This window comes from Salinigranum salinum (assembly GCF_009176545.1).
GTDB classification, from domain to species: domain Archaea; phylum Halobacteriota; class Halobacteria; order Halobacteriales; family Haloferacaceae; genus Salinigranum; species Salinigranum salinum.
The window spans coordinates 1,504,904-1,526,249 of sequence record NZ_VTOJ01000001.1; the positions used below are offsets into that span (position 1 = coordinate 1,504,904).

The 21,346-nt window shown below is 67.9% G+C and carries 19 protein-coding genes; 7 read left to right on the plus strand and 12 right to left on the minus strand.

Translation table 11 applies throughout. The annotated features are described in order from the left end of the window. Window positions 1-40: 40 nt before the first annotated feature. The 7 genes from FZP69_RS07170 to FZP69_RS07200 all read right to left on the minus strand — a co-directional run bounded on the left by FZP69_RS07170 (window position 41) and on the right by FZP69_RS07200 (window position 6,565). Window positions 41-1,375: a hypothetical protein gene (locus FZP69_RS07170; RefSeq protein WP_152040647.1), complete on the minus strand. Its 1,335-nt coding sequence runs from the start codon at window positions 1,373-1,375 to the stop codon at window positions 41-43. Beyond that, on the minus strand, window positions 1,372-2,007 hold the full coding sequence (locus tag FZP69_RS07175; protein WP_152040648.1) for a hypothetical protein: 636 nt from the start codon (window positions 2,005-2,007) through the stop codon (window positions 1,372-1,374). Before FZP69_RS07175 ends, FZP69_RS07170 begins: the two co-directional genes overlap by 4 nt. Before the next feature lie 292 nt (window positions 2,008-2,299). After that, complete coding sequence (locus FZP69_RS07180; RefSeq protein WP_204959924.1) at window positions 2,300-3,001, minus strand: hypothetical protein; 702 nt, start codon at window positions 2,999-3,001, stop codon at window positions 2,300-2,302. 174 nt (window positions 3,002-3,175) lie between these two features. Continuing rightward, window positions 3,176-3,457: an amphi-Trp domain-containing protein gene (locus FZP69_RS07185; protein WP_152040649.1), complete on the minus strand. Its 282-nt coding sequence runs from the start codon at window positions 3,455-3,457 to the stop codon at window positions 3,176-3,178. Window positions 3,458-3,654: 197 nt separating this feature from the next. Further along, entirely contained in the window at window positions 3,655-5,451 is a 1,797-nt protein-coding gene (locus tag FZP69_RS07190; protein ID WP_152041544.1) for a cbb3-type cytochrome c oxidase subunit I, read from the minus strand. A 252-nt stretch (window positions 5,452-5,703) separates the two neighbouring features. Next, window positions 5,704-6,081 carry a DUF6684 family protein gene (locus FZP69_RS07195; RefSeq protein ID WP_152040650.1) on the minus strand — a complete coding sequence of 126 codons (378 nt, stop codon included), beginning with the start codon at window positions 6,079-6,081 and terminating at the stop codon, window positions 5,704-5,706. A 118-nt stretch (window positions 6,082-6,199) separates the two neighbouring features. After that, window positions 6,200-6,565: a DUF7541 family protein gene (locus tag FZP69_RS07200; RefSeq protein WP_152040651.1), complete on the minus strand. Its 366-nt coding sequence runs from the start codon at window positions 6,563-6,565 to the stop codon at window positions 6,200-6,202. A gap of 1,237 nt (window positions 6,566-7,802) precedes the next feature. On the opposite strand from FZP69_RS07200, the gene FZP69_RS07205 reads away from it, so the two are divergent. From FZP69_RS07205 to artA, 4 genes are all read left to right on the plus strand, one after another. Continuing rightward, entirely contained in the window at window positions 7,803-8,915 is a 1,113-nt protein-coding gene (locus FZP69_RS07205) for an OBG GTPase family GTP-binding protein (RefSeq protein WP_152040652.1), read from the plus strand. A 151-nt stretch (window positions 8,916-9,066) separates the two neighbouring features. Beyond that, window positions 9,067-9,525 (plus strand): TIGR04206 family protein, encoded by a 459-nt coding sequence (locus FZP69_RS07210; RefSeq protein WP_152040653.1) that lies wholly within the window; start codon window positions 9,067-9,069, stop codon window positions 9,523-9,525. A 396-nt stretch (window positions 9,526-9,921) separates the two neighbouring features. Beyond that, window positions 9,922-10,713 (plus strand): VOC family protein, encoded by a 792-nt coding sequence (locus FZP69_RS07215; protein ID WP_152040654.1) that lies wholly within the window; start codon window positions 9,922-9,924, stop codon window positions 10,711-10,713. A gap of 180 nt (window positions 10,714-10,893) precedes the next feature. Next, on the plus strand, window positions 10,894-11,838 hold the full coding sequence (artA, locus tag FZP69_RS07220) for an archaeosortase A (RefSeq protein WP_152040655.1): 945 nt from the start codon (window positions 10,894-10,896) through the stop codon (window positions 11,836-11,838). Between the two features lie 69 nt (window positions 11,839-11,907). Here artA and FZP69_RS07225 read toward each other — a convergent pair whose 3' ends face one another. Together FZP69_RS07225 and dph5 are read right to left on the minus strand one after the other, a co-directional pair. Further along, entirely contained in the window at window positions 11,908-12,225 is a 318-nt protein-coding gene (locus tag FZP69_RS07225) for an EamA family transporter (protein ID WP_152040656.1), read from the minus strand. 237 nt (window positions 12,226-12,462) lie between these two features. Further along, on the minus strand, window positions 12,463-13,263 hold the full coding sequence (gene dph5, locus FZP69_RS07230) for a diphthine synthase (RefSeq protein WP_152040657.1): 801 nt from the start codon (window positions 13,261-13,263) through the stop codon (window positions 12,463-12,465). Window positions 13,264-13,745: 482 nt separating this feature from the next. Between dph5 and FZP69_RS07235 the strand changes: the two genes are divergently transcribed. The 3 genes from FZP69_RS07235 (at window position 13,746) to FZP69_RS07245 (ending at window position 17,615) form a co-directional block, all read left to right on the plus strand. Continuing rightward, window positions 13,746-14,936, plus strand: a complete 1,191-nt coding sequence (locus tag FZP69_RS07235) for a hypothetical protein (protein WP_152040658.1) — start codon at window positions 13,746-13,748, stop codon at window positions 14,934-14,936. Between the two features lie 42 nt (window positions 14,937-14,978). Further along, window positions 14,979-16,007, plus strand: coding sequence for a hypothetical protein (locus tag FZP69_RS07240; protein ID WP_152040659.1), 1,029 nt, complete (start codon window positions 14,979-14,981; stop codon window positions 16,005-16,007). A gap of 153 nt (window positions 16,008-16,160) precedes the next feature. Beyond that, window positions 16,161-17,615 carry a DHH family phosphoesterase gene (locus FZP69_RS07245; RefSeq protein ID WP_152040660.1) on the plus strand — a complete coding sequence of 485 codons (1,455 nt, stop codon included), beginning with the start codon at window positions 16,161-16,163 and terminating at the stop codon, window positions 17,613-17,615. 170 nt (window positions 17,616-17,785) lie between these two features. Here the strand turns inward: FZP69_RS07245 and FZP69_RS07250 are convergent, their stop codons facing one another. The 3 genes from FZP69_RS07250 to FZP69_RS07260 all read right to left on the minus strand — a co-directional run bounded on the left by FZP69_RS07250 (window position 17,786) and on the right by FZP69_RS07260 (window position 20,986). Further along, entirely contained in the window at window positions 17,786-18,073 is a 288-nt protein-coding gene (locus tag FZP69_RS07250; protein ID WP_152040661.1) for a PRC-barrel domain-containing protein, read from the minus strand. 116 nt (window positions 18,074-18,189) lie between these two features. Then, the gene (locus tag FZP69_RS07255) at window positions 18,190-20,490 is read right to left on the minus strand and encodes an LUD domain-containing protein (RefSeq protein WP_152040662.1); all 2,301 of its coding nucleotides are present in this window, start codon (window positions 20,488-20,490) and stop codon (window positions 18,190-18,192) included. Then, a complete protein-coding gene (locus FZP69_RS07260; protein WP_152040663.1) occupies window positions 20,483-20,986 on the minus strand; it encodes an LUD domain-containing protein in 504 nt (167 codons plus the stop codon). Before FZP69_RS07260 ends, FZP69_RS07255 begins: the two co-directional genes overlap by 8 nt. Between the last annotated feature and the right edge of the window lie 360 nt (window positions 20,987-21,346).

Here is a 21,346-nt window from a genome sequence, read left to right on the forward strand (position 1 = left end):
CGATTAAGGGTTGTTCACGTCGACCGCCCCTCGATGCCGATCACGGTTCGTCGACGGTCGTGGCCGCCTCGAGCGCACCTGTCACCCGGGACAGTGACGCCGGCGTCGCGTCCGCCCGGACCCGCCCCCACGCGTAGCTGGCGACCGTTCGCGCGACGTCGGACGCGTCGACGGCCCCTCTGTCGACCACCCGGCCGAGTTCGTCGTCGCCCCACCGGACCTCCCGTGCAGCCGCCGCCGCGAACCGGGACGCCAGCGTCGACGGCGTCGCGTTTCGTGCCGTCTCGACCGTCTCGAGCGCGGCGAGTTTCTCGCGGCGGACCACCTCGACCGACGGCGTCCCGTCGTACGCCCCGCGCTCGACGGCCTCCCGTGCCCGGTCGAGCGCCCGGAGGTCGCGGTCGGCCTCGCCGGCTGCGAGGACCGCGCTGGCGACGCCCTCCCGCTCGCGGACCTCGTCGAGACGGTTTCGACAGCGCCACTGGACTGCGGAGAACGCGTCGTCGAGCAGTGGGCGGGCGACGGACGTCGCGTCGAACCCCGCCTCGCGTCCGCTGGCATCCACCGTGGGACACCGCTCGGTGACGTTCGCCCGGAGCACGCGGGCGGTCCGGTCGAACGCGCCACCCAGTGCGCGGCCGTCCGCGTCGTCTATTCCACCGACGAATCGGTCGTACAGGTACGTCGCGTCCGCCACTGCCGTCCGGGCGAGTTCGATGGTGCCAGCCGCGGAGCCGACACGGAGGACGCGGCTCCCCTCGTCCCCGCGGCGTTCGGCCGCCTGTTCGAGCATGCTCTCGGCGTAGCCGACCTCCGACTCGATCTCTCGGTGGACGACAACCGCGACCACGGGGTCGTCGCCGACGTAGCGCCACCGGTCGCGGAACGCCGCTAGCTCCTCGCGGATCGGCTCCCGACGGGCGAGCACCGCCTCGCGCGTCAGGTCGTCCCGGTAGGCGGCGAAGACGGCGCTGACGTCGGCCGCGAACCACCGCGCCGAGCGGAGGTCGCCCATCCGCTCGTACGGCGTCCGCGCCGTCTCGGCCCGGGCGAGCGCGTCGGCCGCGCGCTCGTAGCGGTCGGCGTACTCCCGCGCGACGGCCTCGTTCGGGATGTCGGGATCCTCGGGTGCCGACGACAGCAGCGACCGGGCGCGGTCGCGGTGGCGTTCGAGGTGAGCGGTCGTGATCTCGACAGGGAGCGTCCGTGGCGTCCTCGGGCTCCCCAGCGCGACGATCCGCTGGAGCGCGTCGGCGTCGTACGAGACGTCGGGAGCCCCGGAGTCACTCCCTCGGAGCCCCGCCATCCCGAGGAGACCGACACCGAGCCCGGCGGCGAACAGGAACGCCCGGCGCGTCGGGTCGGCGTCGGTCACGACGGCCCCTCCCGTCGTTCTCGCGGCGGTCGTTCGCAGCCGCCGCCTCCGCCGATGGAGTGGCTGGAGATCCCGTCGGTCGCCAGCGGGAAGCGCACCAGCGCGACGACCACGTCCCGGCGGTCGACCTCGCAGGCGACGTCGGCGGGCCGAAGCGGTGAACAGAACTCCAGGTCGAACGAGTCGGCGTCGGTGGTCACGTAGCTCACCGCCAGCGCACGACACTCGGACACCGGGCGTTCGTGAACGTAGACGACGTCGCGCTCGAAGTCGGTCTCGTCGAGGAACCGCCGTGCGTCGTCGACGCCGTCGACGTCCGCCGTGAACGCGATCCGTTCGGCGTCGGCGGCCGTCGCGAGCAGTTCGCCCACGTACGAGGGTTCACTGGGGGGGTCATTCGACCGTGGCTCGTCGTCGGTCGGCCGTTCCGCTCCGGAGTCGCCGTACCTGACGAACGACTCGCCCGTGGGGTTCCGCACGGACAGCGCGTCGTAGTCGGCGGTCGGTCGGCCGTCGGGTTCCGGGCTCGGCGTCGGCGACTGCCTCCCGCCCCGCCCGTTACATCCGGCGACCGTCACGGCGCCCGCCGTCGTGACCGCCCGGAGGAGCTGTCGTCTGGAGAGAGGGACCATACCGACGACGACGGCCTCCCGACACATCAACGGTCTGGATTATCAACGGTCTGGGTTTTGTCTCCGTCGGGACGACGGCGACGCGCCGGGATGATCGAGACCGCGCAGGGGCCACGGTCGGCTCGACGCTGGCGAGGGGACCGAGCCACCTTTACTCCCGCCCTCCCAACGAACAGGTATGTCCGACAAGGACCTCCTCGCGATCGTCCTCGGCGGCGTCGCGCTGCTCATGTTCGCGACCGGAATCATCCTGGCGGTCTGATCCCTCGCGGCACCGTATCGATCGTTCCGTTCACGCCACGGAGCGACTGTTCCGTTCCGCCTCGGAGCGACTGTTCCGTTCCGCCTCGACCGCGATTGCCGTCAGCACCCGCCCGAGGATGTAGCCGACGAACGGGCAGACGAGCCGCCAGTACCGGCCGAACCGTCGTTCGGCGGTCGCGTCGGTCCCTGCCGTCCGTGCCTCGTACGTGACGAGCGTCCGGCCGCGCCCGTACGGACGGAACGAGAACCCGGCGGCGATCTTGGCGTACCCCGGCCGGTCGAACGCCCGGAAGTCGTCGGCGTCGAGGTCGACCCACTCGATGTCCGGCCGCCACACCGTGCCGACGGCCCCGAAGACGAACTCCTCGCCGTCGACCGCGTCGAGACGAACCCACGCCCCGCGGGACGGGAGGTCGCCGAAGCTGATCGACTCGGGCTCCGGCTCCGCGGTACCGCGGAACCACGCGCCGACGCGGATCGGGACCGCTCGCAGCGCGCCGAGTGCTCCGACGAGGGGACCGAGGTCGGTGAGGTCGACCGACAGCATGGCGTCGTACGTCTCCTCGACGGGAGCGTCGACGACGCGGTGCCGTCGGACGACGGCGTGGTAGTCGGGGAGCTGGTGGTCGAGACGCAGTGCTCGAGCGCTCGCTCTACTGGCGTCCCCTTCCTCGACTGCGTCGTCAGTCGGCTTCCCGCGGATCAGTCGGTCCGAGATGGTCGCGAACACGGTCTCTCACCGGACTGAGAGACGTCGGCGGACGAGAAGTAGCCACGAGCCGGTTCTCTCCCAGTGAGAGACCGGGTGCTCCCGCGTCAGCGAGGACTCGAGCGCGCCGACGAGCGACTCCGGCGTCGGCCGCACTCCGATCCTCCGTGACAGGTCGTCCGCCCGTCGCGGTCGCTACTCGATCTCGAGCGGGCCGTCGCCGCCCTCGCCTCCGTTCTCGTCCCACTCCAGTTCGAGTTCGATGCTCAGCTCGCCGGCCGCACCCGCCGGTCCCTCCCTCTCGACCTTGACCTCGAACTCGACGCTGGCCGGCGGATCCATCGTGACCGACTGGTCTCCGGCGCTGAAGGTGATCTCCCCACCCGCGTCGAGGTTGTCGGCGACCCGCCGGAGGTACTGCGCGACTGCTTCTCTGGTCTGGACGCTCTCCGACTCGAACAGTATCTCTTCGGGCATACGTACCAAGTAGCGCCCGAACACATAACTCTCTTCGCACGTTCACTGCGGCGAGCACGAACCGCTGTCGACCACTACTGCCTTCTCGCACGAACTGAGCGCAGCAGGGTCGTCAGAGGGTGTGACGACGCCATCGGTACGGCTCCAGCGCGTCGGAACGATCGAACGATGAAAAGTCGGCGTCGAGCCGGACGGGGTTACGCGTCGGTGTCCGCGGTCCGTTCGTCGGTACCGGCGTCGGCGTCGACGGCGGCGTCCGCAGACTCCTCGTCGGCGACCTGCCCGCCGTCCGCGGCGAGTTCCTCCTCGTCGCCGCCGTCGGCGAGCGCGAGCGACGTCTCACGCTTGCGCTCGAACCACTGCCACTCCGCGGTCTTGAGGCCGTAGTCGTCGAGGTTCCACGGGTCGCCGTCCTCGACCTTCGGGCCCTCGAGCCACGAGTCGACGAAGTTCCACAGCCAGATGAGCTGGCCGACGAAGATGAGCAGCGCGCCGACGGTCGCCACCTGGTGGAGCGTGGCGAACTCGGGCAGGTACGTGGCGTACCGGCGCGGCATGCCGCCGTAGCCGAGCAGGATCATCGCGAGGAACGTGACGTTCGTCCCGATCATCGAGAGCCAGAAGTGCGCCTTGCCCAGCGTCTTCTGGTACATCCGGCCGGTGTACAGCGGGAACCAGTAGTACAGCCCCGCGAAGCCGGCGAACGCGATGGCGCCCATGACGATGTAGTGGAAGTGCCCGACCACGTAGTACGTGTCGTGGAGCACGAGATTCACCGGAATAGACGCGAGGAAGACGCCCGTGACGCCGCCGATGATGAAGTTCGAGACGAAGCCGATGCAGAAGAGCATCGGCGTCGTCAGCCGGATCTTCCCGTTCCACATCGTCGTGATCCAGTTGAACGTCTTGACGGCGGAGGGGATGGCGATGGCGAGCGAGACGGCCATGAACGACGCGCGGAGCCGGGGGTCGATGCCGGTGGCGAACATGTGGTGTGCCCAGACGCCGAACGAGAGCACGCCGATCGCGAGGGTGGAGTAGACGACGAATTTGAATCCGAACAGCCGCCGGCCGGCGAACCTGGGCAGGACGTACGAGACGATGCCCATCGGCGGGAGCACGAGGATGTACACCTCGGGGTGGCCGAAGAACCAGAAGAGGTGCTGCCAGAGGATGTAGCCACCGTCGACCGAGAAGAACGTCGTGCCGAGGTTGCGATCCATGAGCAGCATGATGATGGCGCTGCCGAGGAGGGGGAACGCGAAGAGGATCAGGCCGGACTGGGTGAGGATCGTCCACGAGAAGATGTCGAGGTTGGCCCAGGTGACCTTCTCGTCGCGTTCGGTGAAGATGGTCGCGATGAAGTTGATCGCCCCCATCGTCGCCGACACGCCGGTGAGGTGCAGGCCCAGCAACATGAGATCGACGCCCGCGTTCGCCTGGTTACCGCTCCCGACGCCCGCTGACAGGGGCGTGTACATGGTCCAGGCGGTCTGGGCGGGGATGAGGTCCGGGATGGGGAAGAAGCCGGCCCAGATCAGGATCGCACCGGGCGGGAGGAGCCAGAACGCGATGGCGTTGATTCGCGGGAACGCCATGTCGTCCGCGCCGATGATGAGCGGGACGAGGTAGTTCGCGAACGCCGCGATGATGGGCGTCCCGAACAGGAACAGCATCGTGATGCCGTGGCTCGTCAACAGCGAGTTGTAGTAGGTGTTGGAGATGAGGGTCATGCCGGGGTCGGCGAGTTCGATCCGCATCAGCGTGACCATCAGCCCGCCGACGACGAACGCCACGACGGCGTACGCGCCGTACAGCATCCCGATGTCCTTGTGGTCGACGGTCGTGAGCCAGCGGATGAGCCCCGCGGGTTTCTCGCTCGACACGTAACCGCCCTCGCCACCGTACGCGCCGCCTCCGGCGAGCGGCGTGTACGACCGCCAGTTCTCGACGCGCGCGAGCCAGACGGCGACAGCGACGAGGAACACCCCCATGAGAACCGTCAGTGCCAGCTGTCCGTTCATCCCCGAACCGCCGGACGACGACTGGAGGGGAACCGCAGTCAGCTGTCCGTGTAGTTCCATGGATGTGGCTGAGGATTCGAGGGTAATGAAAGGTTCGGGATGTGCGCCTCGACCGGTCACGCGAAGAGAAAAAAACGCCGGACTACACGCCGTCGACCGGCGCTCGTGGACGGACGAAACGTCCCGACCGACTCCGGGGAGGGTCGAGAGAGTCGACCCGGGTTATCCGTCGGTCTCGTCGTCCCCAGTTTCGGATCCCGTCTCCTCGAGTTCGGGGTGCTGCTCCCCCGAACCCACGTCCTCCTCGTCGTGGAGCGGTTTCGCGCCGGTGACGGTCGCCTGTCCGGGGAGGTAGACGGTGAAATTCTTCTCCGATCCGGCGATGGCCTTGCCCGAGATGTACGTCAGGATCGCCAGGAGGACGAACGGTGCGACGAGCAGGCCGAACTGGATCCCGGACGCGAGGGGTTCGACCCCGAACGGGTTGAACAGCAAGAACGCGACGATGAAGAAGAAGATGATGAACAGGGGGATGATGTTCACCACCAGGTCGAGGAGCGTCTCCCGATCGAATATCTCGGTCTCGGTCTCGTTCGCCATGGTTGCCGGTGAGAACCCCCGATCAAATAGGTTGTCGGTTCGGTCGGGCCGTGCGGACGTCCCGCAGACCGCGACGTCCGGCCCGTGCGCTCGGTCGTCTCGACTCGGCCCGTGACGCTCAGACCGCGGGCGCGTCGTCGTGGACGAACAGCTCGCCCGCGACCGCTCCGAGCAGGAGGAGCGCGCCCGCGACGACGATGGCGTAGCCGCGGGTGACGAGCCGCAGGTCGGTCACGACGAAGCCGACACCAACGACGACGAGTACGACCGCCAGCACGCCGACGGCGCGCCACGGCGACTCGACGTAGCCGGTCTCCTGTAGCATGCCGGAGACGCTCCCGCTGAAGAGGATGAGTCCTCCGACGGCGAGGGGGAACAGATCGAAGAGGATGCCGAGTTCGGCGATCGGGATACCAAGCGCGATGAAGATCGGCCACGGGCTGGCCATCCGGTACTGCTCCGAGAGCCCCGGTTGCTCGTCCATACCTCACCTGAGGAGTGAACGGTAAGAAGGGCTTCGGTCCTCGGCAGTGGTTATCTGGTGCACTGGTGGAGTCTCTCCGTGAGCTACGAGAGATGCTGGCCATGGGAACGATACGTTCTCACCGTGAAAGGACCGGTCCGTGAGAGAGAACGCGTCCTCTCTGGAGCGCGAAATGAGCCGTGTTGAATTCCATCTTGTCGCAGGAATCGATCTGCGAACGGAACGGTTGCGATGACGGCGGGAGAGGTCCCAACAAGCATCAACACGTCCCACACCATCAGTACTCGGATCGCAAGAGCAAGCGCGGCACGGAGGAACAATGCGAGACTGGTGAGTAACAGAGAATCAACTCGAGCGTGTGCTTCTATCACGAGTGCTGGGAGAGCTTCTATTACGTCTGGGTCGTGTTCAGGAACCCTCGTTCCGCTCGAATCGACGGCTCTCGGAACACGCCCGTCGAGTTCGATGTTCTGTTCCGTCTGGTAGGTTGAAACGAGTACCTGAAGATAGGTGGCGATAGCCGGTCGCGCAAGAGCGACGAACTGGAGCGAAGGAACGAGTCCATCTCGTTGTGGAGCGAAGGAAAGAGTCCATCTCGTTGCTCAGCGATCGCACGCTCACCACCTGCGGTACATACTCGACTATTGGTGGATATGGACTCTCTCGGGTGTCTCTCTCCCCTTCGTGTGCCGGCTCCGAGATAGCCACGATCGGATACACCAGGCCGCGTTCAGTTCTCGTCCACAGTTAACTACTACTCGGAGACGCAGTTACGGACTGGACAGAACGAAACCCGAACAATCGCCAGGGCGGTGAAGCCACAGACCTCCCCAGCCGATTCGCTCACTCACCCCGTTCGCTCGCTCATCCCTCGCGCGGCGCGGCGACACGGAGTCGCCCCGGCCGCGCCACCGCAGGCCGGTCGGCGCGCGGAAGTGAACGAGCGAAGCGAGTGAACGGCGCGCGAGGGCCGCGGCCGGGCTCCGTGCCGGCCGTACTGGCTGGGGAGGGCGAGGCCTCTCCTCGTGCACCGGGTGCCGCGCGGTCTCCCGCGGTTTCCCCGGTCGAACGACTACCTGGTCGGATTGTCACCCCTGCCGATGACTCCGTACACGGGGTCCGTACCTCGGACGACGGACCCGTCACCGCTGGGACGCTGTCCGCCACCGCGTCGTCCTCTCTCACGCCACGTCGCTAATGAACAGGTTTTTCGACGGCGATGACCCACGCTGGCGTAATGGGACTGGAAGAGGAGATCGACGAGATCGAAGAGGAGATCTCCAGCACGCCCTACAACAAGTCGACCGAGCAGCACATCGGTCGGCTGAAGGCGAAACTCGCCGAGAAGAAGGAGAAACTCGAGAACCAGTCCTCTGCCGGTGGTGGCCACGGCTACGCGGTCGAGAAGACCGGCGACGCGACGGTGGCGCTCGTGGGCTTTCCCTCCGTGGGCAAGTCGACGCTGATCAACGCGCTCACCAACGCCGACAGCGAGGTCGGCGAGTACGAGTTCACCACCCTCAACGTCAACCCGGGGATGCTGAAGTACAACGGCGCGAACATCCAGATCCTCGACGTGCCGGGGCTGATCGAGGGTGCGGCGGGCGGTCGGGGTGGCGGGAAGGAGGTCCTGTCGGTCGTTCGGACCGCCGACCTGGTCGTCTTCATGCTCTCGGTGTTCGAGATCGAGAAGTACGACCGCCTGCGCGAGGAGCTGTACAACAACAAGGTCCGCCTCGACACCTCCCCGCCGAGCCTCTCGATCTCGAAGACCGCGAAGGGCGGCATCCGCGTCACGAAGAGCGACGCGGTCGCGCTCGACGAGGACACGATCAAGGGCGTCCTCCGCGAACACGGCTTCGTCAACGCCGACGTCACCGTTCGCGGGGACTGCGACATCGACGAACTCATCGACGGCATCATGGACAACCGCGTCTACCTCCCGTCGATGGTGACGGTGAACAAGGCCGACCTCATCGACCGCGACTACCTGCCGACCGTGGAGGAGAACCTCCGCGAGGTCGGCATCGACCCCGACGACGCGGTGTTCATCAGCGCCGCGGAGGAGAAGGGGCTCGACGCGCTGAAGGCGACGATGTGGAAGTCGCTGGGGCTGGTCCGGGTGTACATGGACAAACCCGGCCGCGGCGTCGACTACGAGGAGCCGCTCGTCCTCCGCGAGGGTGAGAATACGGTCGAGGACGCCCTCCACAAACTCGGCGGGAACTTCGACGAACGGTTCCGGTTCGCCCGCGTCACCGGCCCGAGCGCCAAGCACGACGAGCAGCAGGTCGGCCGAGGCCACGAACTCGAAGACGAGGACGTGATGCGAATCGTCGCGCGGAAGTAAGTCGCTCCGACTACCTCGGTCCTGCCAGTCGCGTCGATCACCTCGGTCGCGTCGATCACCTCAGTCACGTCGATCACCTCGGTCGAGTCGGGCGCTTCCGCCGACGCACTCGCCTCAGAGCGTTTTTGTTCGACCACACCAACGCTCCCTCATGCCCGACCGGACCGACCGCGCCTCGTTCGTCGTGCTCCTCGTGCTCCTCGCGGTGCCGTGGTCGGTCCAGACCTTCTCGCGAGGTGGCGGCACGACGTTCGTCTTCGCGTGGGGGCTGTTCAACACCGCACCGCCGAACGCGACGTTCGTCTGGGACTTCTTCTTCCTGTACACCCAGGGGCTCCCCGACTACATCTACGCCTGGCCGATCAGCGTCGTCTGCTACGTCCTCGCGCTCGCGAGCGGCTTCGTCGGACTGGTCTTCGGCCGCGAGGACCCCCGCGTCACGGGTGGGTTGCTGGTCGTCGCGGGCGTCGCCCAGCTGTCGCTGGCGCGGGGGTTCTCGGTCCAGCCGTACCGGACGGCGTGGCCCCTCGGGACCCTCGCGTTCGTCGTCGTCGCGTGGTGGCTCTACTGGCCCGCCGCGCGGGAGCGGTTCCGCGCCGTGTGGTCGTGAGCGCCCGGGGTATCAACGATCGATTGCGAGTGGTTGAACTCGACCGATTGCGAGTGGTCGGACGAGCGACCGGCGCGCGACACCCGGTGCGCAGCGAGACCACACCCTCCCCAGCCGATTCGTTCGCGTCTTCGCTATGCTCGGGTCGCTCACTCATCCCTCGCGCGCGAGTCGCGCGGCCGGACCGCGCGACGTCACGCGCCACCGCACAGTCGAGGTCGGCACGACACTGCAAGTCGAGGTCGGCACGACACTGCAAGTCGAGGTCGGCACGACACTGCAAGTCGAGGTCGGCACGACACTGCACGGTCACCGTTGACGCGCCTGCGCGAACGCCGAGGATCCGACCGATACCACACCCTTTTTCGCGCCCGCGAACCTGTGTCTCGAACGATTATGTCCGGAGTACTCGATCACGTCATGATCCGCGTCGAGGACCTCGACGCCTCGCTGGAGTGGTACCAGACACACCTCGACTACGAGGAGAAGGACCGCTACGAGGGCGACGACGTCACCATCGTCTACCTCGGCCCCGAGGAGATGCACGAGGAGGGGGCGATGCTCGAACTCACCTACAACCACGACGGCCGCTCGTACGAGATGGGTGACGCGTGGGGCCACATCGCCGTCCGCGTCCCCGAGAACGAACTCGAATCGTCGTACCAGCAGCTGATGGACGAGGGCGTCGAGGACTACCGCGACCCCGAATCGTGTGGGGGCCGCTACGCGTTCGTGAAGGACCCCGACGGTCACGAGGTCGAGATCGTCAAGCGCGACTACGGCGCGAAGTGGAGCCTCGACCACACGATGATCCGCGTCGAGGACGCCGACGACGCGCTCGGCTACTGGGTCCGCAAGTTCGAGTACGAACACACGGGCCGGTGGGAGTCCGACACGTTCGCCAACTACTTCGTGAAGCCCGAGGGAGCCTCGGAGCACGCGATGGCGGTCGAACTCACCTACAACTACGACGGGCGTTCGTACACGATGGGCGACGCGTGGGGCCACCTCTGCGTCCGCATCGACGACCTCCACGACGACTGGGACCAGCTGATGGAGCGCGAGGCACCGGACTACCGCGACCCCGCCTCCTGTGACGACCTGTACGCCTTCACGAAGGACCAGGACGGCCACGAGATCGAACTCCTCGAGCGTGACCCCGACGCCGACTCGCTGTTCCCCTTCTGAGCCGGCTCGGTCCCGATCTATCGTCTCCAATTTCTGGTAGTTCCTTCACGCGAAGCCAGTGATGTGGGCTACGTGCCGGGTGAACACGACTCACGGTCCGTGTCATCACTGCGTCAGTTGTGCAAGGCGAGCGTCACTAACGACAAGGACTTTAGTCCGACGCGCGCATTCTCGGGGTGTATGCCGGGACTGCTCTCTGACGTGCTCGGGTGGGTCGTCATCCTCCTGTTCACCTCGGGCGCGCTCTTGACCGACCGCGACCGCGACCACGCGCGCCTCGTGACGACCGCCGCCTGGGGCGGCTTCGCGGTCTTCTGGGCCCAGTTGGTCCCCTGGTTCGCCTTCAGTCACAAGAGCTACGTCGAGGGCTTCCTCTCGCTCGCCGCCGTCCCCGCCTGCCTCTACGCGGGGTATCTCGTCTACTCGGGCCGCGACACGCTGTTCGTGCTCTCGCGGGCCGTCGCCGCGATGGGGCTCGTCTACCTCCCGTTCGAGACGATCCCAGCGATCACCGCGTTCGGGCTGTCGCTGCCCGCGCCTGAACAGGTGCTCATCGAGACCGTCGCCGCACAGACCGGCTTCCTCACGAACGTGCTGGGCTACTCTCCGACCCTGATCGAGGGACCACAGGGCTACACGAACACGTATCGGTACGTCGAGCCGAACGGCCACCGACTGGAGTACACGGTCGTCCTCGCCTGCACCGGACTGGGGAGCATGGCGATCTTCGCGGGCCTCATCGCCGCCGTCCGGGCGCCCCTCGACCGGAAGCTCCGCGCGTTCGCCGTCTCGATCCCGCTCATCTACGCGCTCAACGTCGTCCGCGTCACGTTCATCGGCATCGTCTTCGGCAACCAGTACATGCAGTGGTTCGTCGACGAAGTGCTGTTCCTCTTCGGCGCGACCGACCCCTACCGCGTCTCGTTTTTCCTCTCTGACCGCGTCATCTCGCAGGTCGCCGCCGTGGTCGCGCTCGTCGGGATCATCTACCTCGTCGTGCGCGAACTCCCCGAACTCCTCACCGTCATTGAGGACGTCCTCTTCATGGTGACGGGCGACGAGTACGACCTCGCCCGGCAGCTCGACCTCCCGCGGATGCCGGACGGCGGCGAGGAGATCGAGTAACGGCCACGAACGACTGGCCGCTCGTGGCGCGCTCGTCCCGGCTCGCCGGGCCGTCCCGCCCTCGGCGGCCTATCTGTTTATCAGGACGATCGCGACGACGGCCAGCCCGATACCGGCGACCTTCGTGAGCGAGATCGGTTCGCCGAGGACGAGGACGCCGATGGCGGCGGCCACGCCTGCGACGAGTGAGAAGGCCAGTCCCCGGCCCGTCGCCGCGAGTGACGCGTCCGACACGAGCGCGTAGGCGACGGTGACGACGGCCACGGCGACGTACGAGATCGCCGCGGCGGTCCCCGGGTCGATGCTGCTCGACGCCACGTCGCCGAAGACGATCCAGAACCCCCACGTGATCATCGTCCCGAGCCCGAACAGGACTGCCGGGTTCACGCCAGCACACCCCCTCGTCCGTCGTCGATCTGTCTCGCGGTGCGACCGACGGTCGCCTCGCTGATCCGCTCGTGTTCGCTCCAGAGACGCACCCTCATCGAACGAGGTGTTCTCGAGCGTCCGTCTTAACGCTCGGACATCGGGAGCGTCCGTCTCGACCGGGGAGAGGGAGTCCGGCTGTCGATGCCGCGAGAGACGAGTCTCGGGGGCGACGACCACGGCAGCGGGAGACGCCGCTTACGCCAGCGACTGCTCGACCAGATTCCGCGGGGCACCGCAGAGGTCGCACAGCGCGTCGGCCTCGAGGTGGTGGAGCGTCCCCGGGAGCACGAGCATGTGCAGGGGACCACCGAACTCCCGTTCGGAGAGCTCGGAGAGCCGGTCCGCGGCGACGACCGGGTCGGGACTGCCCGCACGCGCGACGACGACGCCGAGGACGTCCCGCCACTCCGTCAGTAACGAGGCGGCGACGTCGCCGGTCATGAACTCGTCCGAGTCGGAGGGTTTCCCGGGCACGTCACCGACCTTGATGTCCAGGTAGACGAGCGTGTGCAGCCCCCGTTCCCGGTTCGCCTCGATCGACTCGACGACCGACGGCGGCACCCCGTCCCCGCCGTGGGCGTAGGGAAACGGGAGCGTGACGGCTTTGCCGAAGCGGTAGTTCTGCAACCCGGTCAGGCCGGCGGCGGCCGACTGTGCGGTCACGCCGTGGATCACGCGGGTGTCGATTCCTCGCTCGTGGGCACGCATCCGCAGGTCGACGTGCGTCGTCGAGATCATCGTGTCGCCCGCGGTGAGGAAGACGACGTCGTCGGTGGCGGCGGCGTCGAGGATCTCGTCGGGATGCTGTTCGACGCCCGCGCGATCTCTCACCTCGATCTCGACGCCGTGGTACGCTTCGAGCTCCTCGACCGTGGTGCCGACGAGGCGACTCGTGTAGAACTCCGCGAACGCGCGGTCGGCCTCCCCGAGAGCGTCCTGGCCCTCGACGGTGATCGAGCGTTCGTCGTAGAGGCCGAGCCCGACGAAAGTGAGCATACCCACCCCTCGGGGATCGAGCAATTAAATGGCGCGGGGACGGTCGCACGTGGGTCGTGTCTCTCTCGTCATCACCCATGTCTCTCGTCACCACTCTCTGCGGGTCTCGTTGTCCCCGAGTGCCTCCCTGGCAGCCCCGTCGATTTCTCCATCCCCCACCCCGTGGCGACGCCTCTGTCGCCTCCCGGATCTGAGACGAAATCGTAGCCGCTCCCGGCCGATGGAGTGAGTCAGATTCCACTGGTATCCAACGAACCAGAGACGAGCCCGGATTGCCACCAGTCGCTGTCGAAACGCCGTCTCGCGAACCGCTGATCGACTCGCCGAATTACTCAGTCTGGTACACGTCCATCGATCAAACACGCCGCACCCGTTCGGCCCCGGATTTATCCTCGCGACCGCGGAACGGACGACCGATGGACGACCGACGCCGACGAACCGCGACCACGGCCGACACCAGCGGCAGACCGGGGTGAGCCACGATGTCGACAGCTGCGGCCACGAAGTCGCGGTGGACGCGCGCCACCGTCGCCACCGGGATCGTTGCCCTCGTCGCGTGGCAGGCGCTGGTCTTCCTCGATGGCCCGACGGACGCGGCGCTCCTGGTCGCCGTCTTCGGGTTCGTCCTCCACGTCCTCCTCGGGAAGGGGTACGCGCTCGTCCCACCGTACTTCGCGCGGTCGTTGACGCCCGCCCGGGCACCGATGGTCGGGCTCCCGCTGACCGCCGGCGGCACTGCCCTCCTCGCGGGCTGGCGGGGGCTCGGCCTTCCACATGCCGTCGGCCTCGTCGGGGCGGTCTCGTGGCTCACCGGTGTGTGCGTGTTCGCGGGCGCGCTCGCGTGGACCGTCCGTGACAACCCTACCGGAGCCGAGACGGGGACGGGCGACCACAACGCCCATCGGCGGGCTGTCGACCGCTACGCGAACCCGTTCGTCCTCGTCGCGGTCGGCTACCTGCTGGTCGGATCCGTCGACCTCGTCGGCGTCGTCGGTGGGTTCGACACCCTGATCGCGTCGCGCCTCGCGGGGGTCGCCCACCTGCTGGCGGCCGGCAGTGCCGTCCTCGCGCTCCTCGCCGTCGGCGTCCGACTGCTCCCCCGGTTTCTCGTCGCGTCACCGCCGTCGGCCGTCGTGTACGTGATGCTCCCCGCGGCCGCCCTCGGGCCGGGCCTGATCGCGTCGTCGCTCGGCGCCGGACCGCGGTTCGTCGCCGGAGCCGTCCTCGAAGCCGTGGGAGTGGGCGGCTTCGCCGTGGCCGTCCTCGTCACGCTCCACCGCGCCGACCGGCGGCGCGTCGCGTTCGCTGGCGTCACCCTTGGCGTCGTCTCCGGCGTGGCCGGGGTGCTGGTGGGTCTGTCGTTCGCCCTGCTCAGCCTCGACCCGACGCTGGCAGTCGTCCACCGCCGTCTCAACCTCGTCGGTCTCCTCGGGCTCGCGATCGTCGGCGTCTCCTTCCAGTTCTACCCGCCAGCGGTGGGCCGCTCGCGGCTCGCCAGCGATCGATCCGCCGCGGCGGCAATCGCCCTGCTCGCGTGCGGCCTCGTCGTCGAGGTGGTCGGTCTCCTCGTGGCGGTCGGGTGGCTCGTCGGCCTCGGTCGACTCGCCGTCCTCGGCGGTGCGGTCCTGGCCGCGGTCGTCCTCTTCGACGCGTTCCGCGTGACCGGCGGGTGACGGGCCGGAACGGTCATCTCCCCAGCGTCCGTACACGGTTCGATGCTGTGGTCCCACACGTCGTGGTCCACGGACGGCGGCACGAGCGGGTCCGGAGGTGACCCTCTGGACGACGGGTCGGCCGACTCCGAGGGCGAAGCCGTGACAGCCGCACAGCTCCTGGGCCTTCGTCACCGCGACCTCGTGCGTCTCCTCGTGGAACTGTGTACACGGCTCGGCGCCGAACGCATCCGGCCCGTCGCTTTCGACGATCGTGAGACGGTCCTGGCGTGCGAGTGGATCGAGGGAGAGGCCACGACCGTCGTCGTCGAACGGGACGCCGACCCCTCTACCCACACTGGAACCGGGAGAGACCTGTCGGACTCGCCGGCGGAACGGTCCAGAGACGGACTCGCCTCCAGTGGTCGTCCCCGCCGACACGCCGACGGCCCGACGAACGTCGCGTCTGGCACACCGGCCGGACCGATCGAACCGGACCTCGTCGTGGTCGCCACGACCGAACTCCCCGAGACGCCGCGGTCGCCCGCCCGGGCTCGCCTCTCGCTCGCGACGCTGGCCGACGTGCTCCGAGAGGTGGGGGCCGACGACCTCGACGAGTGGGTGCAGGGGCGGACGCGCGCCGTTCCCCAGCGGCCGCTCACGCTCCGGACGGTCTGTCTCGGGGCGGCCACCGTGGGACGGCTGGCCGTCCTGTGCGCGGTCGTCGCCGGCGTCGCCGTTCCGGTGCTCGCGCTCTGGTTCGCCGTCGTCCTCTGGGCGACGACGCCGACGTTGCTGTATCTTGACAGCCGTGGGCTCCACGCACCGCGTGGGATCGTCCGGTGGCTCTTCGTCGCGGGGGCTGCGGTCCCGCTCGTGGGCATCCTCGTCGTCGGCGTCTACGGCGCCCGACGCGTCGAGCGCTACGAGTACGTTCCCGACGAGGCGGCTGCTCCCGTCCCGCCGTCGGTGCCCACGCCGTCCGGCTTGGGACTGGCGGCCGACCCGCTCACGGTCAGCGACGCACCGTCGACCACGGCGCTCGTGGAGGTGCTCGGCGCCGCGACCGACGAGCGGCCGGCGGCCACCTGAGCGTCGGGCCCGGCGTTCCCACCGGTGGCCGTCAGCTCGGCCGTGACAGCGCCCGTGCCGCCGGGGATCGGTTGGATCGAAGTGTGCCGCGGGGGGTCGGTTGCGTCAAAGGGAGGGTGTTAAGTGTGGCCCAGCGAGTAACACCACGTACGAATGAGCACTGGGGTCACCGTCTCGTCGATGTCGACCTACGCCATCCTCGGCTGTGGGAGCGTGGGCCACGCGGTGGCGGAGGAACTCGCCGAGGAGGGGAAACACGTCCTCATCCTCGACAAGGACGAAGACCGCGTCGAGGCGCTGCGTGACCAGGATCTCAACGCACAGCAGACCGACATCATGGACGCGTCGGTGAGCGAGGTCGTCGAGGACCGCGACGTCATCCTGATCCTCGCGTCGGACGTCGAGGCGAACAAGGCCGCCGTGTCGGCCATCCGCGAGGCGGGTGGCGACCAGTTCATCGTCGTCCGCGCGTCGGACCCCGTCTCGAAGGACGAACTCCTCGACCTCGGTGCCGACGTCGTCATCAACCCCTCGGAGGTGATCGCCGACTCCGCGCTCCGGGCGCTGGAGACGGGCGAACTCGAGTACAAGGCGCGCCAGCTCGCCGACCTCCTGCAGGGGATCGACGGGAAACTCGCGATCCTCACCCACGACAGCCCCGATCCCGACTCGATCGCGAGCGCGGTCGCGCTCCAGGCGATCGCACAGGAGTACGGCGTCGACGCCGACATCGTCTACGACGGCGACATCGGCCACCAGGAGAACCGCGCGTTCGTCAACCTCCTCGGGATCGAGCTCATTCCCCGCGACGAGAAACCGCTGTCGGCGTACAGCGCCGTCGCGCTCGTCGACCACATGAAGTCGGGCGAACTCGACGCCGACGTCGACGTCGACGTCTTCATCGACCACTTCGAGCCCGAGGAGGGGATCGACGCCGACTTCACCGACGTCCGACCGAACGTCTCCTCCACGTCGACCATCCTCACGAAGTACATCCAGGAGTTCGACCTCTCCCCGTCGGAGGCGGTCGCGACGGCGCTCCTCTACGGGATCCGCGCGGAGACGATGGACTTCAAGCGCGAGACCACTCCCGCCGACCTGACCGCGGCGGCCTACCTGTACCCCTTCGCGAACCACGACACGCTCGAACAGGTCGAGTCGCCGTCGATGTCGCCGGAGACGCTCGACGTCCTGGCGGAGGCGATCCAGAACCGCGAAGTGCAGGGGAGTCACCTCGTCTCGAACGCGGGGTTCATCCGCGACCGCGAGGCGCTCGCACAGGCCGCCCAGCACCTCCTCAACCTCGAGGGGATCACCACGACGGCGGTGTTCGGCATCGCCGACGACACGATCTACCTCGCCGCCCGCTCGAAGGACATCCGCATCAACATCGGCAACGTCCTCCAGGACGCCTTCACCGGCATCGGCGAGGCGGCCGGACACTCCACGCAGGGGAGCGTCGAGATCCCGCTCGGCATCTTCACTGGCATCGACAGCGGCGAGGGCAACCGCGACACGCTCCTCCAGTTGACCGAGGAGGCGGTCCGGCGCAAACTGTTCCAGGCGATGGGCGTCGACTCCTCGTCCGAGAGCAGTAACGGGACGTGACGACTGGCGGGGCCGCGGTGTGGTGCTCGCCGACAGTCGGGAGGTGAGTCGTCGTCTCCCGTCGTACGAGCCGACACCCCGCCGCGCGGCGCGATCGCGTCGTACGAGCCGACGGTTCGACGGCGCGTCAGCTGCGCGTCGGCGGGAGTCGGGGAACGAGTCGGTGACGCTCAGGCGAGCGCCGGCTCTTCCTCTTCGTCCTTGTACCGCTCGACGACGTCGTTGATGAGGATGACGTCGCCGACCGCGCGGACCCAGCGGTAGGGTATCATCACGCCTTTGCCGGGGTCGATGCGGCCGTGGAACAGTTCCGTGTTGAGGTCGCGCAGCGCGAGTTCGGTGACGGTCTGTCGCTCGAAGTCGAGGTGGACGTCGCGGACTTCGCCGACGAACACGCCGTTGTTCGAGTAGACCTCGCGACCGACCAAGTTCGTGATCTCCTGGGGCGTCCCATCCATACGCCCTGCGACGGTTTCGCCCCTCTTAATTACGTATCAGACGGCTGTCTGACGACCGTCAGACCGGACGGAGAACGGGGAACCGGACGGTGGACGGAACGAGGGCGAGAGCGGGGTCAGTAGCGTTCGGGCGCGACCAGCTGGACGGGGTGGCGCGACGGCCGGGCAAGGAGCGAGTCGAGCTGTTCGAGACACGACGTCCCCGACGCGACGACGGTCCGGTCGCGCGTCTCCGGGGTCGAGAACTGCGCCTCGAGGTCGCTCCCGACGTCCATGCTCAGTTCGTAATACTCGGACTTGTAGCCGAACGAGCCGGCCATCCCGCAGCACTCGGCGTCGGAGGTGACCACGTCGTAGCCGAGGTCGTCGAGGACGGCCTCGGTGTATCCCTCGAGGCCGAGCGTCCGCTGCTGGCAGTGCGAGTGGTAGGCGACGCCGGGGTCGTTGCTCGCGGGGGCGCGGAGCACGTCGGCGTCGGCACCGTTCTCGAGGAGACCGTACAGGTACTCCATCACCTCGTAGCTCGCCTCCGAGAGCCGTTCGTGCGAGCGGGGCGCGAGGAACTTCTCGTACTCCCGGTCGAACATCGCCAGATCCGAGGGTTCGATCACGACCACGTCGCGGCCGGCGTCGACGTGTTCGGCGAGCGCGCCGTAGACGGCGTGAGCCTTCTCCTCGGCCGTGGCGATCATCCCCTGCGAGAGGGGGGCGCGGCCCGACGACGGCACGTCGGGCACGCGGACGTGGACGCCGAGGGATTCGAGCGCCCGGACCGCCGCTTTCCCGCGGTCGACCTGGACGTAGTTCGTGTACACGTCCGGATAGAGCACGGCCTCGCGGTCGGCGTCGGCCGCGGCGACCCGCGGCGTTCGCGCGTCGAACCAGTCGACGAGGGTCTCGCGCTCGAACGTCGGCAGGTCGCGGCGGGCGTCGACGCCCAGGAACGACTCCATCAGTCGGCGGGCCGGGGTCGAGGCGGCGACCCAGTTCGACAGCGGCGCGAGCGCGCTCCCGACCTCGGCGACGGCCGCGAAGTTGCCGAAGAAGCGTTTCTGACGGTCGACGCCCTCGCTCTCGGCGTCGGGCGTGAGCCCGTCGACGAGCCAGTCGAACTCGTGATCCGTACCGCGGTTGATACGGTCGCGGACCACGGTGTTGATCCACGGGATGTCGATCTTCACGGGGCAGGCGTCGACGCAGCGGCTACAGCCGGTACAGAGGTCGTTGAACTCCGCGGCCGTGTCGAGCCCCTCGACGCCGGCCTCCCAGCCGGTGGCGATCCCGCCCGAGTAGGTCTCGCCGCCGAAGGCGTGGCCGCCGACGGACTGGAAGTTCGCACAGACGTTCGAACAGGCCGAACACCGGATGCAGTAGAGCGTCTCTCGCAACTCCTCGTCCTCGCGCATCGCCATCCGCCCGTTGTCGATGAGCACGAGGTGGAAGTCGCGCTCGTCGGCCCCGGTTCCGGTTCCGCCCTCGCTCGCCGTCCCGGTCGCGCCGTCTCGGTTCGTCTCCCCCCCGTCACCGCTCCAGATCGGCGCGTCGGGGTCGTCGAAGTCGACCGTGGGCGAGTCGACCGGCGGGGTCAGAAGCGAGACGTACGAGGTGATGTCCTGGCCCGTCCCGGAGCGCCCGATGAGTTCGACGAACGGCTGGAGGTCCTCGACCGTGGGGATTACCTTCTCGACGCCGGCGACCGCGACGTGGGTGTCGGGGACGACGGCCGTCTTCCGGGCGTTCCCCTCGCTCGTGACGAGTGCCATCGTTCCCGTGTCGGCCGTGACGAAGTTCGCCCCGGTCACGCCGACGTCGGCCCGCTTGATCTCCTCGAGGAGTCGCTCGCGGGCGAACATGGTCAGCTCTTCGGCGGTCTCGAGTTCGTCGTCGAGGTCGAAGTGGGAGTTGAACAGCCGCGCGATCCCTTCGCGTGACTTGTGGATGGCGGGTGCGACGATGTGCGATGGGGCCTCGTCCGCCACCTGCAACACCCACTCGCCGAGGTCGGTCTCGACGACGTCCGTTCCGTCGGCCTCGAGGAACTCGTTGACCTCGATCTCCTCGGAGGTCATCGACTTCGACTTCACGACCGTCTCGGCGTCGTTCGCGCGGCAGACCTCCCGGACGTAGCGGTTAGCGTCGGCGGCGTCGTCGGCCAGATACAGGGTGCCGCCGTTCGCCTCCACCGCCGCTTCGAGTTCGTCGATCAGGTCGGGCAGCCGGTCGATGGCGTCCTCCTTGATCGCTCTCGCCCGGTCTTTCAGCTCCTCGTACGCCTCGAGTCGAGAGACGGAGTCGTACCGGCCCTGGTTGAACCCGTGCGTGTTCGCCTTGACCGCCTCGCCCTCCGTCTCGAGAAGGTGACGGATCCGTGCCGCCTTCTCGTCGCGCGACCGCCGTTCGCCCGCGCCCTTACTCATCGAGCATCACCACGTGGACGTCCTTCGGCCCGTGAGCACCCGTCACGAGGTCGCCCATGTCGGCGGTTGCGCTCGGTCCCGTCGCGACGATCCCCGAGGAGTGGTCTCCGTCTCTAAACTCCCGACCGAAGCAGTCGAACGCCTCGGCCATCCCGGGAACGACATCGTTCGACCGGAGGATGGCGACGTGGAGGTCGGGAAACAGCGACACGGGCTCGACTCCGTCGGGCGTCGAGGGGAGGAAGACGCTCCCGTAGTCGGCGATCCCCAGTCTCGCCGCCGTGACACCCGTCGTCGCCGCGTCGAGATCGGCCGGGGCCGGCGTCGTGTTCACCCAGTCGGGGAGCGAGACGTCGAACGGCAGCGGCGCGCCCACTGCCGGTTCCGTGGCGATGTCGTCGAGCACGTCGCCCAGCCGTTCCGTCGTCGCGTGCGTCCAGCCGACCTCGAGACGGTCGAGCGACGCCTCGAACGTCGTCACCGTGCCAGTTGCCATACGCCCACTTACGATACGCCTCTCAAGATTCCTTTGGCTCGCACGCGACCCGGTCGACGGCCGCGCCGGCGTCGTGACGAGCGCGCGCGACCGGACCGGATCGATCTCCGCCTCGGCTCGCAGGACACATCGTGAACACACGTTTTGGTACCGTTCCGGGCCTGTGAGCGATTGTTTCACCGCACCTGGCACGGTACGAGGTACTGTATCCACGTGTAAACTGGCCTCTACACTCTTGGAAACTGGTTATCCCCTGCGAGTGAATCCGGCGTTGGTGTGACCGACGGCCGGACGCTGGAGACGTTTACTCGTGAGATAATAACGCAACTGAGGGCGTCAGACGTTCGGACGAGCCAGTTC